General features: G+C 65.5%; 11 protein-coding genes. 5 read left to right on the top strand and 6 right to left on the bottom strand.

All coding sequences use genetic code 11. The features are described 5' to 3' along the window. Positions 1 to 8: 8 nt before the first annotated feature. The 3 genes from IG178_RS05605 to IG178_RS05595 are packed head-to-tail and all read right to left on the bottom strand — an operon-like array spanning position 9 to position 1,940. Complete coding sequence (locus tag IG178_RS05605; RefSeq protein WP_193211541.1) at positions 9 to 806, bottom strand: metal ABC transporter ATP-binding protein; 798 nt, start codon at positions 804 to 806, stop codon at positions 9 to 11. Next, positions 803 to 1,228: a hypothetical protein gene (locus tag IG178_RS05600; RefSeq protein ID WP_193211540.1), complete on the bottom strand. Its 426-nt coding sequence runs from the start codon at positions 1,226 to 1,228 to the stop codon at positions 803 to 805. Before IG178_RS05600 ends, IG178_RS05605 begins: the two co-directional genes overlap by 4 nt. A gap of 58 nt (positions 1,229 to 1,286) precedes the next feature. After that, entirely contained in the window at positions 1,287 to 1,940 is a 654-nt protein-coding gene (locus IG178_RS05595) for a phosphoribosylanthranilate isomerase (protein WP_193211539.1), read from the bottom strand. Positions 1,941 to 2,178: 238 nt separating this feature from the next. Between IG178_RS05595 and IG178_RS05590 the strand changes: the two genes are divergently transcribed. Then, a complete protein-coding gene (locus IG178_RS05590) occupies positions 2,179 to 4,674 on the top strand; it encodes an L-type lectin-domain containing protein (protein WP_226894923.1) in 2,496 nt (831 codons plus the stop codon). 98 nt (positions 4,675 to 4,772) lie between these two features. On the opposite strand, the gene uxaC is transcribed toward IG178_RS05590, so the two are convergent. Continuing rightward, the gene (uxaC, locus tag IG178_RS05585) at positions 4,773 to 6,173 is read right to left on the bottom strand and encodes a glucuronate isomerase (RefSeq protein WP_193211591.1); all 1,401 of its coding nucleotides are present in this window, start codon (positions 6,171 to 6,173) and stop codon (positions 4,773 to 4,775) included. A 155-nt stretch (positions 6,174 to 6,328) separates the two neighbouring features. On the opposite strand from uxaC, the gene IG178_RS05580 reads away from it, so the two are divergent. From IG178_RS05580 to IG178_RS25380, 4 genes are all read left to right on the top strand, one after another. Then, positions 6,329 to 6,595: an RNA recognition motif domain-containing protein gene (locus tag IG178_RS05580; RefSeq protein WP_193211537.1), complete on the top strand. Its 267-nt coding sequence runs from the start codon at positions 6,329 to 6,331 to the stop codon at positions 6,593 to 6,595. Between the two features lie 50 nt (positions 6,596 to 6,645). After that, complete coding sequence (locus tag IG178_RS05575) at positions 6,646 to 7,194, top strand: GNAT family N-acetyltransferase (RefSeq protein WP_193211536.1); 549 nt, start codon at positions 6,646 to 6,648, stop codon at positions 7,192 to 7,194. Between the two features lie 36 nt (positions 7,195 to 7,230). After that, a complete protein-coding gene (locus IG178_RS05570) occupies positions 7,231 to 7,956 on the top strand; it encodes an RNA polymerase sigma factor (RefSeq protein WP_193211535.1) in 726 nt (241 codons plus the stop codon). Between the two features lie 120 nt (positions 7,957 to 8,076). After that, complete coding sequence (locus tag IG178_RS25380) at positions 8,077 to 10,275, top strand: serine/threonine-protein kinase (RefSeq protein WP_226894921.1); 2,199 nt, start codon at positions 8,077 to 8,079, stop codon at positions 10,273 to 10,275. Between the two features lie 8 nt (positions 10,276 to 10,283). On the opposite strand, the gene IG178_RS05560 is transcribed toward IG178_RS25380, so the two are convergent. Continuing rightward, complete coding sequence (locus tag IG178_RS05560; RefSeq protein ID WP_193211534.1) at positions 10,284 to 14,288, bottom strand: family 78 glycoside hydrolase catalytic domain; 4,005 nt, start codon at positions 14,286 to 14,288, stop codon at positions 10,284 to 10,286. Positions 14,289 to 14,407: 119 nt separating this feature from the next. Then, complete coding sequence (locus tag IG178_RS05555; protein ID WP_193211533.1) at positions 14,408 to 16,396, bottom strand: ABC-F family ATP-binding cassette domain-containing protein; 1,989 nt, start codon at positions 16,394 to 16,396, stop codon at positions 14,408 to 14,410. Positions 16,397 to 16,557 lie beyond the last annotated feature (161 nt).

Raw genomic sequence — 16,557 nt, 5'->3', positions numbered from 1 at the left:
GTGGTTGATCAAAGGGGCGTCGCGATGGCGCGGGGCGCCGGACGTTCATCGGCGTCTTGAACTTGCCCGAAAATGCGGGCGAGGTTGCGCTCCGAGAGGATCTCGGACGCCGCCCCGAAGCCGTGGGACCTCGACTTCAAGAGCAGGGCCTCGTCGAAGAGGCGGGGGGCGCTTTCGAGGTCGTGGTGGGAGGCGACGATCAGACGCCCCTCGCGGGCGAGCTTCTCGAGCAGGTCGCCGAGTTGGCGCGAGGCGTTGCGGTCGAGGCCGGTGAAGGGTTCGTCGAGCAAGAGGACATGGGCTTCCTGGGCCAAGGCGCGCGCGAGGAAGGCCCGTTGTTGCTGGCCGCCGGACAACTCGCGGATCTGGCGGTGCCGCAGGTCGAGGAGATCGAGGTCGGCAAGGGCGGCTTCGACAGCGGTGGCGTCCCGGGTGCTGAAGCGTCCCCACCAGCCGGTCTGGGGGTAGCGTCCCATTTCGACGAGGCCCTGGACGGTGATCGGGAATGACCAGTCCACCTCTTCCCGCTGCGGGAGATAGGCGAACTCACGCGACCAGCGTTTCACGGCGGTGCCGCGCCAGCGGATGCTGCCGCCATTGCGGGGAACCAGCCCGGCGATCGCCTTGAGCAAGGTGCTTTTGCCGGCACCGTTCGGGCCGACCAAGGCCACCCGGTTGCCGCAGGAAGTGGCGAACGACACGTCGTCGAGGGCGACCGTGTTGCGGTAACAAACCCGCAGCGAGTCGATCACCAGTTCGTGGTGGTGGCCGTGGTGGGCGCAGCAGTCGTGATGTTCGTCGCTCATGGTTCGGGTTCCCAGATGTCGTCGATGTCGCCGGCGGACGAAAAGACATGCTCGCGGGTTTCCTTTCCCGGTTCCTCGATGCGGAGTTTCGCGAATCGGTGGCCGGGTGTCTCGCCGGCCCATGCGATGCGCAGGCTCACGAGCGGCCGGGGATCTTCCACGGCGAGACTGCCGGAGAGGGTTTCCGCCGTGTTGGACGCGGTGACTTCAGATCCGCCGATGTCGAGGGTGACCTCAGTGGCGGTGGTGGAGAGGCTCAGTTCGTAGGCAATCTTCCGTTCGGCGCTCGGCGTTTCCACGGGGATCTCGACGCTGGAGACAACGGGCCGGTCGGTTCCGGTGGTCAGCCGGCTCAGCCCAAATGCGGCCAGCAGCAAGACCGTCAGGACGCTCAGGGTTCGAAGTAATGGGGATCCGCGCATCGCCGGGAGATCCTTCGCGCAGAAGGATCGCAGATGCAAGAAGATTGCGGTATGGGGGCTATGCCCGGCAAGCGGCGAGCAGCGAAGCAATCTTTTCGAAGTCCTTGACTCCGGGACTGGACTCCGCGCCCGACGCGATATCGATGGCGGCGGGTTTGACGGCGGCAATCGCCGCCGCGGCATTTCCGGCGACGATGCCTCCCGCGAGGATCACGGGAAGATTTGGATTCGCCTCGACGAAGCTGCGGGCGAGGTCCCAGTCGATCGTGTGCCCGGTGCCGCCGTAGACTCCCGGGGCATGGGCATCGAGCAGGATTGCGCTCGCACCGAAATCGTGGGCCTTGTGCAAGTCGCCGGCGTCCCGGACCCCCAGAGCCTTGATGAAGGGAATTCCCGCGTCGCGCAAATAGCCGGCGTCGTCCGGAGTCTCGTCGCCGTGAAGCTGGACCAGATCGATCAGCTCGTCTTCGAACAGACGCAGCGGCAGCTCTTCCGCGGCATTCACGAAGACGCCAACCCGTAGGATGCGGCCTTTGAGTTCGTGCAAGAAACCGGCGTCCTCCGGGGGCAGATAGCGCTTCGAACGCGGCCAGAAATTGGCGCCGAGCGCATCGACACCGAGTGCGGCCAATTGCCCGGCGTCCGGGGCGCGGACGACCCCGCAGATCTTCAGGGAAGTCGGATTCAGGGAGAGGAAACGGGCCGGCGACACGCGGTGAAGCTCCTCCCAGGTGGGGCATTCTGCCAAGCCCCAAAACGGAAGGACCGCGGGTAGAGGGGAGCGCGAGCGCGATCTGAACGATTCTTCAAGGTCGTACTAAACCTCTTTTCGAAATGGGGCGTTCAGAGTCGGACGCGTCAGTTGGGCAACTTGCTTTCGTTTCCAGGTTCCGGCGTTCCAAGGCGCCGAGAGCCAAAAAATCCATACCAAAACCCCAAACCCAAAACCTATGAACCAACCCACCGATGGTGGCCGTTTTCATTGCGGCGTGCCACGTTGTTCCTTGCTCGTGACCGCCGCGGCGCTCGGCATGATCGCCACCGCTTCCGCGACAGTTAGAACCTACCGCTATTACCGCTTCGCTCCGACCGAACTGAAAGGCGGCATCACCAACCAGCAGCAGCTCTCTGAGTTCCGCTTCTACAACGGCGGATCGCCGGTCTCGATGGCCGGGGTTACCGTGAACGGTATCCCGACCGGGCAGGCGGGTGAGAACCCGGGTAACCTGGCGGACGGCAATGTCGATACGAAGTGGTTCAATGGCGGACTTGCCGCTGCGGTGTTTGATTTCGGCGCTCCCGTCGCAGTCGATGGCTACGACTTCGCCACCGCGAACGATGACACGCGGCGCGATCCTGTTTCCTGGACGCTGGAAGGACGCGATCTCGACACCGATCCATGGACACTGATCGACGGCGTGCGGCGGTTCGCAACGCCAGACGGCCGCAAGACCTTCACGACCCAGCTCACGCTGCCAGCCGCGGCATTCGCGAGGTTCATGGAAAGCAGCACGAGCCGTCCGGCCTACATCGCCATCAATGGGTCCAGCGTGGATCTCGACTGGATCATCGGCCCCGGTGGCACGACGACGGCGAGTCTCGCGCCTGGCGGTGGCTCCGGTCTCGGTGCCATCGATTTCGCCACGGTCAGCCCACCGGACAATGCGGACACCACCTACACACTCACGGCCACGAACGGGGACGGAAGCAATGACCGCAACGTGATCGTGCGGACGGTCGCGGGTGGACTCTCGCATTACAAGTACGTCCGCTTCACACCGACCTTGCTAAGGGACAACGCGGCCGCGAATAGCGTGCAGATCTCCGAGTTCCGCTTCCTGAACGGACTCACCCCGTTGCTGCCGGAAGCGACCGAGAATATCATCCCATTGATTCCGGGGACCACTAATCCCAGCAGTCCCGGCGCCGAGGGGCCGGACAAGCTGAACGACGACAATCTCGGGACCAAGTGGCTCAATTTCACCAAGACCGGTTTCATCTATACCTTCAGCGATGCGGACGCGCTGGCCGGCTATGACGGCTACTACATCGCGACCGCAAACGATTCCCCTGCACGTGATCCCCTGCGTTGGATCATCGAGGGTAGCGATGACAAGACGAACTGGACGATGATCGAGAACGTGACGGCTTTCGACTACCCGTTGCCGCTTCTGCGGCAGACGGTCGCCGCCGACACGCCGCTTCCGGGCGATTCGATCAAGCCCTTCGCCAACCTTCTGGCAGACGCGCCGAAACTGATCGCGGGCGAGCCGATCTTGTTGACCTGGGACACCGTGGCAGCAGCGAACGCAACCATCGACGTCGGTAGCGGTCCGGTGCCTGTGGGGCTTTCCGGCAGCCAATCGTTCGCCGTGGCGGCGGATACGACCGCCGTGCTCACAGCGACTTCGGCAGGGGGTACCGTCACGACGGCAACATTGGATATTGATGTGATCAATCCGTCGGTCACGACGATCGCGTACGCGGATTTCGATGCCGCGGGCGAGGAACTCGCGCTGATCAACAGTGCCACCGTGCTGAATGCCTTTGCCACCTTTCCGGCCCCGGCAAATGCGAACCGCCTGCGCTTGAATGACGATGTCGGCAGCCAGCGGGGCACCGCATGGTTTCGCAAGCGGATCGACGCCTCCGCTGGCTTCAGCACGACCTTCGGCACCCAGTTCATCAGCCTTGACGCGGGGACCAACGGTGCCGACGGCATGGCCTTCATCCTCCAGAACAACCCCGATGCGACGACCCGGGTTCCGGCCGGAGCTTCGGAGGACGGACTCGCCAGCAATGCGCTCAACGTCAAGTTCGACAGCTACCTCAACGAGGGTGATCTCAGTGCCGCGGTGGTGCAGGTGCGGGCCGGAGGCCTGGTGTTGGCCGAGGCCGACCTCAACACCTTCCCCAACGTAGTTCCGCTTCCGGGCAATGATCCGACGGACATGAGCATGAACAGCGGTGACACCGCCCCCTACGTGATCCGCATCGATTACCAGCCGGGGGTTCCGAACGACCTCGATGTCTACTTCAACAACGCGTTGGTCATCGACAGCCTTGACGTGGATCTCGCCGCCCTCGGTGCGGTCGACGGATCGGGCACCGGTTACGTCGGGTTCTCGGCCCGCAGCGGCGGCCAGTTCGAAGCCCACGACATCACCAGCTGGTTCCTCACCGAAGGACCTCCTCCCGCGGCACCGGTTTCCCCGGGTGCATTCGCGATCAAGGATTTCTCCTTCGATTTCGGCACCGACATGCTGCAGGTCACCTGGGGATCCAACGAGCTCAAGAGCTACAGGATCACGGCCTCGACCGACGGGCTTGATTGGACCACCGAACTCGGCGCCGGCATTTCGGGCACCGCAGCGTCGGGCGAAACCTCGGCGACCGTGGGATTCACGGAAGGCACGAAGTTAATGATCCGCGTCGAAGAAGAATAATCTCCGGGAAATACAACGGGTTGGTGCGTCTCCGGGCGATCCTCAACGGGATGGTTCGGAGGCGCACTTTTTTATGCCCGTGCGGCCGGTCGTGGATTTCAGAAACCGAAGTAGCGGCTGGCGTTGCCGCTACAGACGTCGGCCACCAGTTTCGACAAGGCGTCGAAGTCATCGGGCAGTTCGCCCCGGTCCGCCTCGCTGCCGATCAGATTGCAGAGAATGCGGCGGAAGTACTCGTGGCGGGGGAACGAGAGGAACGATCGCGAGTCGGTCAGCATGCCGACGAAGCGTGACAACAGGCCGGTGGACGACAGCGCGTCCAGCTGGAGCTCCATGCCGTGCTTCTGGTCGAGGAACCACCAGCCGGAACCGAACTGGATCTTGCCGGGAACCGAGCCGTCCTGGAAGGCCCCGGTCATGGCGGCGAACAGGTAATTATCCCGTGGGTTGATGTTATAGAGGATGACCTGGGGCAGGGCGCCGCGCTCGGCGAGGGCACCCAGGTAGGTGACGAGGGCTGCGCCCTGGCGTTCGTCGCCGATGGTGTCGAAGCCGCTGTCGGGGCCGAGCAGGGCGGACATCCGCGGGTTGACGTTGCGGAAAGGCCCGAGGTGCAGCTGCTTGGTCCAGCCCTTCGCGGCATCCTGCTGGCCGAAAAAGATCATCAGAAAAAAGCAGAACTTTTCCTTCTCCTCGGCGTCCACCGGGAGTCCTCGGCGTGCCTTGTCGAAGATGATCGAGGCGTCGGCGTCGTCGCAGGCGAGGGCGGGGCAGCGGTCGAGCCCGTGGTCGGAAAGTCGGCACCCGGCGGCATGGAAGTCATCGTGCCGCTTCTGCAGGGCGTGGAGGAGGTCCGACACGTGGTTGATGCTGGTGTCGGTGATCTCCTCGAGCTTCTCGATCCAGGCGTTGAATGCCTTGGGTTGATCCACCGCGAAGGCCTTGTCGGGGCGGAAAGTCGGCAGCACGCGGGTGCCGAGGTCGCTGGCGGCGATGGCCTGGTGATGGGTGAGGGGATCGGCCGGGTCGTCGGTGGTGCCGACCATCTCCACCCGGAACTTTTTCAAGATGCCGTGCACGCAGAAATCCTCTTCGGCCAACCGGGCGTTGGCGGTTTCCCAGATGCGGTCGGCGGTGTCGGGGCCCAGCAGGGTGTCGATGCCGAAGTAGCGGCGCAGCTCGAGGTGCGTCCAGTGGTGGATCGGGTTGCGCAGGGTGTAAGGCACGGTTTCCGCCCAAGCCTGGAATTTTTCGCGCGGGGAGGCGGCGCCGGTGATGAGTTCCTCGTCCACCCCGTTGGCGCGGAGCAGGCGCCATTTGTAGTGGTCGCCTCCCAACCACAGGTCGGCCAGGTTCTCCCAACGGTGATTGGTCGCGATCTCCTTGGGCGAGAGATGGCAGTGGTAGTCGAAGATCGGCGCGTCCTTGGCCACTTCGTGGTAGAGGCGGCGGGAGGTCGGCGAATGGAGAAGGAAGGATTCGTCGTCGAGGTAGGCCATGGCGTGCCGGACGATGGCAGGATGCACGGATGCGGCAAGGCGATCCTTGAAGGTTGTGTGACAACCTGAGGTGCCGGGCGAGGTTGACAACAAGGCGGGCTGGCACAGGTTCGGGGGTCGGGGAGGGTCGACATGAACCACGAATCTTGAATCCCATGAAGATCTACGTCTGCAATTTGTCGGTCCAGGCACGACGTCAGGAGCTGGAGGAACTTTTTTCGCGGCACGGCAAGGTGACCGCCTTGCACATGCCCGCGGACAGCCGCTGCGCCAGTGTGACCATGGACGGCGCCGAAGCCATGCAGGCGGCGATCGAGGCGCTGGACGGGCACCTTCTCCACGGCCGCAAGCTCAAGGTCACCGAGGCCCGGCCGCGCGAGGAATCGGACCACGCGGCCAATCCGACGGTGCCGGTGGAATGATGGCGGAGATTCGGGCGGCGCGGCCGGCATGGATCTGTTAGTCTGGTCTCATGGAGTTCATGACCCCGGACCGGGCGGGAAGCCCCTTCGCCGGAACGATCCGGCGTTATCAGCCGGGGGATGAGGCGGCGATCGCGCGGATCTACCGTTCGGCGATCCACGAACTGGCGTGCGCCGACTACACGCGGGAGCAATGCGAGGCGTGGTCGGGTCGGGGCACCAATCCCGATGGATGGCGGGAGCGTTGCGAGCGCAAGCGGCCGCTCGTGAATGAGGTGGAGGGACGCGTCGCGGGGTTCATGGAACTGGATCCCGACGGCCACATCGACTGTACCTTCGTCGATCCGGTTTATGCCGGAAAAGGGGTGATGTCGGCGCTGATGGAAGCGGTCAAGGCGGAGGCCGGTGGGCTCGGCGTCGATCGGCTCCATGCGGAGGTTTCCATCACCGCGCTGCCCTTCTTCAAGCGCCACGGTTTCACGGTGCTGCGCGAGAACCTCGTCAACATCCGCGGGGTGGAATTGACGAATTTCATCATGGAGTGCTGGCTGCGGGAGCCGCCGGCGGCCGGTCAGCGGACGGACGCAATTGCTTTGTAATGCGGGGCGGCGATTCTGGTAAGGTGGATGAATCCGATGGACCCTTCCGATCCGAACCCGACGTTTTTCGCGACCACCCGCTGGACCCTGGTCGGCCAGGCCGTCCGGGGCGGCGACGACACCGTCAGTGCCACCGCGCTGGAGTCGATCTTCTCGACCTACTGGCAACCGTTGTACCGATATGCGCGGCGGCGCGGCCACAAGCCGGAGGATGCGGAGGATCTGGTGCAGGGCTTCTTTGCCCACCTGCTCGCCGGCAACGGGCTGCGGCTGGTCGATCAGGACCGCGGGCGCTTCCGGGCATTCATGCTGGGAGCGATGGCGAACTACATGGCCAACGAATGGCGGCGGGAGCACCGGCAGAAGCGGGGTGGATTCGCCGACCGCCTGTCGATCGATTGGAAAGACGCCGAGAGCGGCCTCGGGCTCGAGGTGGAGGACGGCCGCAGTCCGGACCGGGCCTTCGACCGGGAGTGGGCGCAGGCCTTGCTCGCCAAGGTGCTGCGTGACATGGCGGAGGACGAAGAGGACTTCGGGGCGTGGGAACCGTATCTGGCGATGAGCGGCGAGCAGCTGCCGTATGCCGAAATGTGCGCGCGTTTCGGGATGACGGAGAACGCGGCACGGGTGGCCGTGCACCGGCTGAGGAAGCGCTACCGGCAGCGGGTCCGCGACGAGATTGCGCGGACGCTGGAGAACCGCGAGATGGTGGACGAAGAGATGCGGGTGCTGTTTTCCGCCTTGGCCGAAGATTTTTCGTAATGCCCGCCGGGCTCCGGGTAAGGGCGCGATGCAATGAAAAGCAACCAATCATCGGAATGTCCGCAGTGCGGACGCACGCTGCCGGAGCAGGGCAAGCAACGCTTTTGTCCCACCTGCCTGATGGCGCAGGCGTTCGCCTCGCGGACGGGCGGGGATGATCCGCCCTTGCAAGCGGTCCCCGCGCCGGAGGACCTCGCCGAGCGCTTTCCGCAGTTCGAGGTGCTGGAGTGTCTCGGGCGCGGCGGCATGGGTGTGGTCTACAAGGCGCGCCAGAAAGCCCTCGACCGGCTGGTGGCGATCAAGGTGCTGGCCGGAGAGTGGCAGGGCGAACCCGGCTTCGCGGAGCGCTTCGAGCGCGAGGCCAAGACCCTCGCCCGGATGAGCCACCCCAACATCGTCACGGTGCACGATTTCGGCGAAACCGGCGGGCTCTACTACCTCGTGATGGAGTATGTCGACGGGGTGAACCTCCGGGACCTTTTGCGGGAGGGAAAGATTGCACCGGCACAAGCGCTGGCGATCGTGCCGCCGATCTGCGAGGCACTGCAGTATGCCCACGCCAAGCAGGTGGTTCATCGCGACATCAAGCCGGAGAACCTTTTGTTGGATCGCAGCGGGCAGGTGAAGATCGCGGACTTCGGGATCGCCGCGCTGGCCGGGGCGAGTGGCGACCGGTCCGGCACCCCGCCGTACATGGCCCCCGAGCAGGTGGCGGGTGAGACGGATGAGCGCGTGGATATCTACGCCTTGGGCGTGGTCCTGTACGAGATGCTCACCGGGGAACGGCCGTCAAAGGAACTGGTCGCGCCGTCGCGGAAGGTGCAACTGGATGTGAGGATCGACGAAATGGTGATGCGGGCCTTGGAGAAGGAACCGGAACGCCGCTACCAGACGATCGGGGAGTTCCGGACGATGGTCGAGACGGTCATCGACGGGAAGCCCGGACGGGCTCGCGGGACTTCGTGGCGGCGGGGCGCCGGGATCTTGTTCCTGATACTGCTCGGCATCGTGGGGTTCCTTCCTCCGGTCCCGGCCATCGCGGTTGCCCTGATCTTGCCGCTGGCGATCCTGTCGCTGGTCGTCGCCGTGTTTTCGTTCCGGACGAGCCTTGCCCGCGGACTGGCGACGGTCGCCGGGGTCGCGGCCTTGTTCTTTGTGATGTCGGGTGCGGGCAAGGGGCTGGCGAAGGCTCGGTGGGGCGCGCCGGGGGAGCTGGCGTTGTCGCCGCCCGCGCTGAGGTCGGCCAACACGGCGCGCGTGATCTCCGCGGGTCTGGCGGCGCCGGAGGAACCGTGGGCCTGGCAGGAACTTGAGCGCCGTCGCATCACGACCGCGGAGGCCGGGCAGATCTTCGATGGCCTGGCGAGCCGGCTCCGGGAGCAGGATCCGGACGGGCGGGAGCAGCCGTTGACCTGGATGCAGGGCCTGCTGGAGAAACTCCAGCAGGAAGGGTTGGTGGCGGACGAGTCGGCTGCCGGGCTGGTGAAGGTGGTGGAGGGCAAGGTCGTGCTCAATGAATTGCCCCGGGTGCGGGAGAAGGGAAGGAGCCTGACCGTGTCCGGAAAGTGGGGTTACCCTTGGGCGGAGTCCTTGCTCGGGCTGGTTATGATGAACGAGTTGCTGGAGGTGACCGTCGACGGGATTGCGGTGGAAGCCAGCAAACCGGCGGAATGGGACAGCGCGAGCTTCGTGTTGAATGTGCGGCTGCCGGCACTCGGCACCGGGACGCACGTCATGGAAGTGTCGGCGCGCCGGTCGCTGGTGAAGGAGACCGATGTGAAAGGCTTGCCGAGGAACGCGGCGCCCGCCGACTGGCCGCGTGCGCAGGAGAGCTGGGTCGAGAAGGTGAGCCGCGAGTTCCTCGTTTTCGGTCCGGACCAGCAGGTTGTGGCGATGACCCGTGAGCCGGGCTTGAACCCCGCCCTCGAGGGCGGTCTCAGCGTCGGCGACGTCGTGGTGCAGCCGGATGGCAATGGCGTTTCGCTGGTGATCCCGTTCGAGCCGGGCGACTTGAAGGTCCCGGTGAGCTTCGAGGTGACGATGAAAGCGGGAAAGCAGGAGTTTCCGTGCGGCACCTTCTGGATTGCTCCGGACCCGGTCGGGCGGCGGGTCACGACGAGTGGAACCGAGATGCGCGTCGACCTCGATCGCTTGGATCCCGGGGTGAGCGAGGTGACGCTGGTGTTGGAGCCTCAGCCCGATGCGATCGCGCCGGTGGCTTCGGTCGATCGCATCTGGGGCGAGCGGATGATCCTCGCAAAGGTGCCGGTGCGGCGGTTGGACCTGAACAAGACCGGGCCGGCTGGCGGCACCGATTGAGCGGAGACTCAGGGGAAGGTCGCCCGGTAGAAGCGGGCGGCCGGCAAGGGCGGGGTGTCGATGAATTCGAACATCCCGTCTTCGTCGGCCTGGATGCCGGCGCGGTTCACCCAGCCGGCGCCGCCCTCGAGTTGATCGCTCGATTGCACCTGATAGATGCGGCCCGGGATCCCGGCGAAGACGACACGGCAGGATCCGTCGGGCGACCGCTCGAAGGTCAGGGTGTACTGGACGGCGGCATCCTCGGGGATGATCCCGATCTCGACGGTCCGCGTGCTCACACCTCCCTGCTCGTCCCGGATCACGTAGCTGAAGGTATCGGGGCCGGTGACCCCGGGGGCGGGGGTGTAGTGGACCCAGCCGTCGATGATTTCGACACTGCCACCCTGGACGCTGAGCGGCCCGACGGAAAACAGTTCGAAGGGGCCGTCGCCGTCATTGCCGAGGAGGGTGGCGATGCGGATCTTCACCGGCGCCAGCGGATCGCGCATCACGGTGTCGTCGCCGGGGGCCGGGGTGGTGCCGGTGGTGAAGTGGTAGCGTCCGGATTCAACGTGGAAAACCGCCGCGCCGTCTTCCATGCGGAGGAAGGTCACGGAGTCCGCCGTGGATGCGGCTTGGCCGGACTCCATCACCTCGGACTCCGCGGTGGCGGGCACGTAAACGGTCGCCGAGGTGTTGGCGGGGATGGTGGTCTCGAGGGAGAATCCACCGTCGTGGGTGCGCCACGAGGACGTGATGAGCCCGTGGATCGACTTCAAGCTGCCGCGGGCGCTGTCGAGATTGCCGCCGGGGCGCGGGCGGATGATGATCTTCTTGTAGCCGGGGCCCTCGGGATCGAGGTCGATGCCGGCGACCGTCGAATACAACCACTCGCCGCAGGAACCGAGGGAGTAGTGGTTGAAGGAGTTCATGATGGTCGACTGGAAACCGGCTTCCGGCGTCCAGCCGTCCCATCGCTCCCAGATCGTGGTGGCACCGTGTTTGATCGAGAAGAGCCACGACGGGAAGGTGTCCTGATGGAGCAACTGATAGGCCACGTCGGTCCTGCCGGCTTCGGTGAGGACGGGCAACAGGTAGCCGACGCCGACGAAGCCGGTGGACAGGTGGTTGCCCCTCGCGACGATGTCATCGACCAGATGCTGGACGGCCGCCTCGCGGAGATTGGCGGGTATCAGATCGAACTTCAGGCCGAGCAGGTAGGCGCACTGGGTGCCGCCGGTCATGGCCCCGGTGGTGGGATTCACATACTTCGCGGCGAAGGCCGAACGGATCGTTTCGAAGAGGTTGCCGTAGGTCGCGGCGTCGGCGGTTTTTCCCAGGATCTCCGCCGTGTTGGCCAGCAGCTTGGTCGAGTAGGCGTAGTAGGCGGTGCCGAGCAGCTCCTTGTCGGTGTCGGCATTGATGGAAAGCCAGTCGCCGTAGTCGCTGCCGCGGGCGCGGTCGCGGATCGAGTTGGTGGTGTTCGACCGGCACCATTCGACCCAAGCGACCATCGAGTCGTAGCACTCTTCGAGGATCCGCGTGTCACCATAGGCCTGGTAGATCGTCCACGGGCAGATCACCCCGGCATCGCCCCAGGCCGGGGTGCCGGTCGAGGGGCCGGCGAAGGGCGCAACGTCGGCGAAAGCACCGCTGGCGAGTTGGCTGTCCCGGACGTCGGTCATCCACTTGGTGAAAAAGGCGGCGACGTCGGCGTTGTAGGTGGCGGTGCGGACGAAGACCTGCGCGTCGCCCATCCAGCCGAGGCGCTCGTCGCGCTGCGGGCAATCGGTGGGGACGCTGAGGTAGTTGCCGCGCTGGCCCCACTCGATGTTCGACTGCAGGCGGTTGATGACGCCGTCGGAGGTGGTGAGTTCTCCGGTGCGCGGGGTGTCGGAAGCGATCACGATCCCGCTGACGTCACCGACAGGCGGGGCTGCCGCGAGGCCGGTGATTTCGAAATACTGGAAGCCGTGGAACGTGAACTTCGGCTGCCAGGTTTCTTCCCCGCCGCCCTTGCAGATGTAGGTGTCGATCGATGGCGCGCCGCGGAGGTTGGCGGTGTAGAGGGTGCCGTCGGTGTTGAGACGCTCGCCGTGGCGGAGGGTGACGCGGGTGCCCGCTGCGGCCGTGACCTTGATCCGCAGGACGCCGACCATGTTCTGGCCGAGATCGTAGGTCCACTTGCCCGGGGCGGGTTCGGTGAGGGACACCGGCGTGAGTTGCATCACCTCGCGGGATGGCTCCATCACCTGGCCGACGAGGCGATGCTCGGGTTCGGGCCGCAGCAGCACCGAGGCCCATCCGGAATCATCGAAGCCCGGCTCGTTCCAACCGGGAACCTCGCGCCGGGCATCGTATTCCTCGCCGAACATGAAGTCGGTGTAGAGGGTCGGGCTTTCCCCGGATTTCCACGAGCCGTCGCTGACCACGGTTTGCGTCGTGCCGTCCTGGTAGGTGATTTCGAGCTGGGCCAGCAGTGCCGGGCTGACGCCCCAGTACTGGTAGCCGCCGTTGCCGATGTGGCCGGAGTACCAGCCGTGGGCGAGCTGGGCGCCGAGCACGTTTTCACCGTCGGCGAGAGCTCCCGTCACGTCGTAGGCCTGATAGCGGAGCCGCGAGCCGTAGTCGGTCCACTCGGGGGCGAGGGTGTGGTCGCCGACCCGTTGGCCGTTGAGGGAGAGTTCGTAAAGCCCGAGGGCGGTGGCGTAGACGGTGGCACGGGCGACCGGCTTGGTAACGGCGAATCCCTTGCGCAGGTAAGGCACGTTGGTCGGGGACTTCAGGTCGCCGGGGAAACGCAGCGTTGCATTCTCGTCGACGTATTTCACGAGGGCCCGTCCGTTGAGTTCATACTCGATCCTCAGGCGCTTGACCTTGTTCGGGGTTGGGTCTCCGCCGAGGTTGCCATTGCTGGCGACCATCGTGAAAGCTCCCGCCGTGGCCCGGGCGTTGAGATTGGCGAGCACGTCGTTGGCCCCGCTGCCGTCGATCGCCCCGTAGGTGGCGGCCGTCAGGGTCACTGGCAACAGTTCGGGCAAGTCGGCGGGGAAATGGAAGGTCGCCTGTTCGGCGGTGAAGGCGACGCCGCTGACGCCGTTCACTTCATATTCGACCCGCAGGCGCTTCACCTGGTTGACCGCCGGATCGGGGCCGAAGTTGGTGTTGTTGACGACCACCGAGTAGGGCTCGCCCTGATCGAGTCCCGCGAGAACACCGGTGACGTCGCGGAATCCGCCGCCTGCGACCGACTCGTAGCGTGCGCCGGTGATGACCGGCTCGGGAGCCGCTTGAAGGTCGGCGGGGAAGACGACCAGGGCGTCCTCGGCGAAGGTCTTCACCAGGGTTTGTCCGCCAAGCTGATACTCCACCCGCAGCTCCTTCAACTTGTTGTAAGCGGGGTCCCCGCCGAAGGTTTCGTTGGTCACGGGCAGGGCGTGGTTGCCCTCCGCGGCGAGCTCGGTCAGCAAGCCGAGCACATCGGCCGAGGCGCTGCCATCGACCGCGCGGTAGCTGGCGCTGATCAACAGCGGCGCTTCCGCACCGCTGGACGCCGGCACGGATCGCTGGCCGTCGATCCATTTCGCCGTCCAGTCGGATGCCTCGAGCAGGCCCATGCTCCAGGAGGCCGGAGCACTCCATTCCGACGGCATGTCGTCCTGGTTCCAGGAGCGGACCTTCCAGTGGCAGACGTCGCGCGAGGACAGGGCGGTGCCGGCATAGACAATCTGGCTGGTGGCGTCGCCGGCGACCTTGCCGCTGTCCCAGAGCGTTCCCTGGCCGGCGGCCAGTTCTTCCGGGGTGGCCGCAACCAGCACCTGCCAAGCGCTCTGGTTTTCGCCCCGCTCGAGCGACTTGACGATCCACGAAAGGCGCGGGCTGGTCTCGTCGATGCCGCGGGGATCGGTCAGGTACTCGCAGCGCAGCTGGTCGACCTCGAGGGCGCCGTCGGCGGTGAGCAGGCCGAGCAGGGAGGAAAGCGCGGCAGGGAGAAACCGGCGGAACAGGGAACCGGAGGCGATGGATGGCATGGGCACGGGAAGCGGTCGGGATGGTCCCGCGATGGCCGCGGGCGTGAAGACCGCACCATACCCGGCGTCGCCGTCCTGTGAACCTACCTGTTTCCATAGCCCCGGACCGGGGCGCCGGGTCAGAGCAGCTTCGCCTTCACCTGTTCGATCTCCTCGGTGAGCGATTCCCAGCGGGTGATCGCGGTTTCGAGCTTCTGCGTGATCTGCTCGACGGTGTTGGTGACGAGGCGGAACTTGGCGGGTGAGGCGACCACGTCGGGCTTGGAGAGGTCGTCGCTGGCCTTGGCCTGGGCCGCCTCGAAGTTGGCGATGGTCTTTTCCAGTTCGGCCAGGTCGTCCTCGAGCGGCTTGAGAACCTGGGTGCGCAGCTTGCGTTGTTCAGCTTCGATGCGTTTCTGGTCCTTGCGGCTCAGGGTGGCGGGCTTGGTCCCGGCGGATGCGGCGGCGGCCGCTGCTGCGGCGGCACCGGCCCGCGACGACAGGGTGTTGCCCATCTTGTCGTCGGCGGTCTTCTCGAGGTAGTAGGTGATGTTGCCTTCGAAAAGGCGCGGGTCCTCGCCGGGGCGGAACTCGAGGGTCTTGTGCACCACCGGGTCGAGGAAGTCGCGGTTGTGGGAAACGATCAACACGGTGCCGGCGTAGTCAGCCAGCGCCCGGCGCAGCACTTCCTGCGACTGCATGTCGAGGTGGTTGGTCGGTTCGTCGAGGATCAGGAAGTTCGCCGGCGCGACCAGCATGCGGACCAGCGCGACGCGGGAGCGCTCGCCTCCGGACAACACGCCGACCTTCTTGAACACGTCGTCGCCGCGGAACAGGAAGCAGCCTAACAGGTTCCGGCAATGCGGGGCGGAATCGCGCGAGGCGACCTCCTCGACGGTTTCCAGCACCGTCTTGGTCGGGTCGAGTTCATCGGCGTGATTCTGCGAGAAGAACGACGTCGCGACCTTCAGGCCGAAGCTGTGCTCGCCCTGGTCGGGGGCTTCCTGGCCGGTGATGATGCGGCAGAAGGTCGACTTGCCGGCGCCGTTCGGGCCGACGATGGCCATCCGCTCGCCGCGGTTGATCTCGAAGTCGAAGTTCTTGAACACCGTGAGGTCGCCATAGGACTTGCCGACCTTCTCCAGCTTGGCGACGAGGTTGCCGCTGTTCGGCGGCGGCGGGAACTTGAAACTCATCACCGCGTCGGCCGCTTCCGGGGCCGGGATGCGCTCGATCTTCTCCAGCATCTTGATCCGCGACTGGACTAGGGTGGCCTTGTTGGCCGACGCGCGGAAGCGGTCGATGAAGCGCTGGATGTCGGCGATCTCGCGCTGTTGCGCGGTGTACTGCTTGAGCTGGATCTCGCGCCGCAGGACGGACTCGGTCTCGTAGTAGGAATAGTTGCCGGCGTATTCCTCGCAGCGGCCGTGATGGAAGGCGAGGGTGCGGGTGCAGAGGGTGTCGAGCAGGGCGCGGTCGTGGGAAATGAGGAGGATGGCGCCGGGGTAGTTGACGAGGTATTGCTCCACCCAGCGCTGGGTGCCGATGTCGAGGTGGTTGGTCGGCTCGTCGAGCAGCAGGACCTCGGGTTCCTGGAGGAACAGCTTGGCCATGGCGATGCGCATCTGCCAGCCGCCGGAGAAGTGGCCGCAGTCGCGTTCAAAGTCGTCCTTGTTGAAGCCGAGGCCCTGGAGGACGGACTCGACCTTGGGCTTCATGCGGGCGGGATCGGTGTCGTCCAGCTGGAGCTCGAGTTCGCCGATCTCCTCGAGCAGGTCGCCGTAGGGCGACGACCGCGGGTCGAGGGTCTCGAGTTCGGCGGAGAGCCGGTCGATCTTTTCCTGGAGCGCGATCGACTCGCCGAAAGCGCGCATGGTTTCGTCCCACAGGCTGATGCCCTTCACGTGGATGCCCTCCTGTGGCAGGTAGCCGACGCGGGTGCCCTTGGGGACCACGACCTTGCCGCCGGAGGTCTCGATGATGCCGGCGATCGACTTCATGAGCGTCGACTTGCCGGCGCCGTTGTGGCCGGCGAAGGCGATGCGCTCCTTCGGCATGATGGAGAAGGTGAGGTCCGAGAAGAGGACACGGGCGCCGTATTCGACGCGGAGGTTGTGGACGGAAAGCATGGGGCGGGCGGAGACTTGCGGGGGACGGCCCGCTGGTCAAGGAGCGGTCGCGCCGGACCCCGGGGGGCGGGGGACGCCCACGGGCGCAAAGAAAAGCGCCCGGAGTCCCTCGAAAGGACCCCGGACACCTGCTGCCTGGTTCGGGAGGTCGGGCGGGTCGC

Origin of the sequence: Neoluteolibacter marinus, from assembly GCF_014904755.1 — a bacterium.
GTDB lineage: Bacteria > Verrucomicrobiota > Verrucomicrobiia > Verrucomicrobiales > Akkermansiaceae > Haloferula > Haloferula marina.
This window is presented reverse-complemented; position numbering and strand designations above follow the sequence as displayed.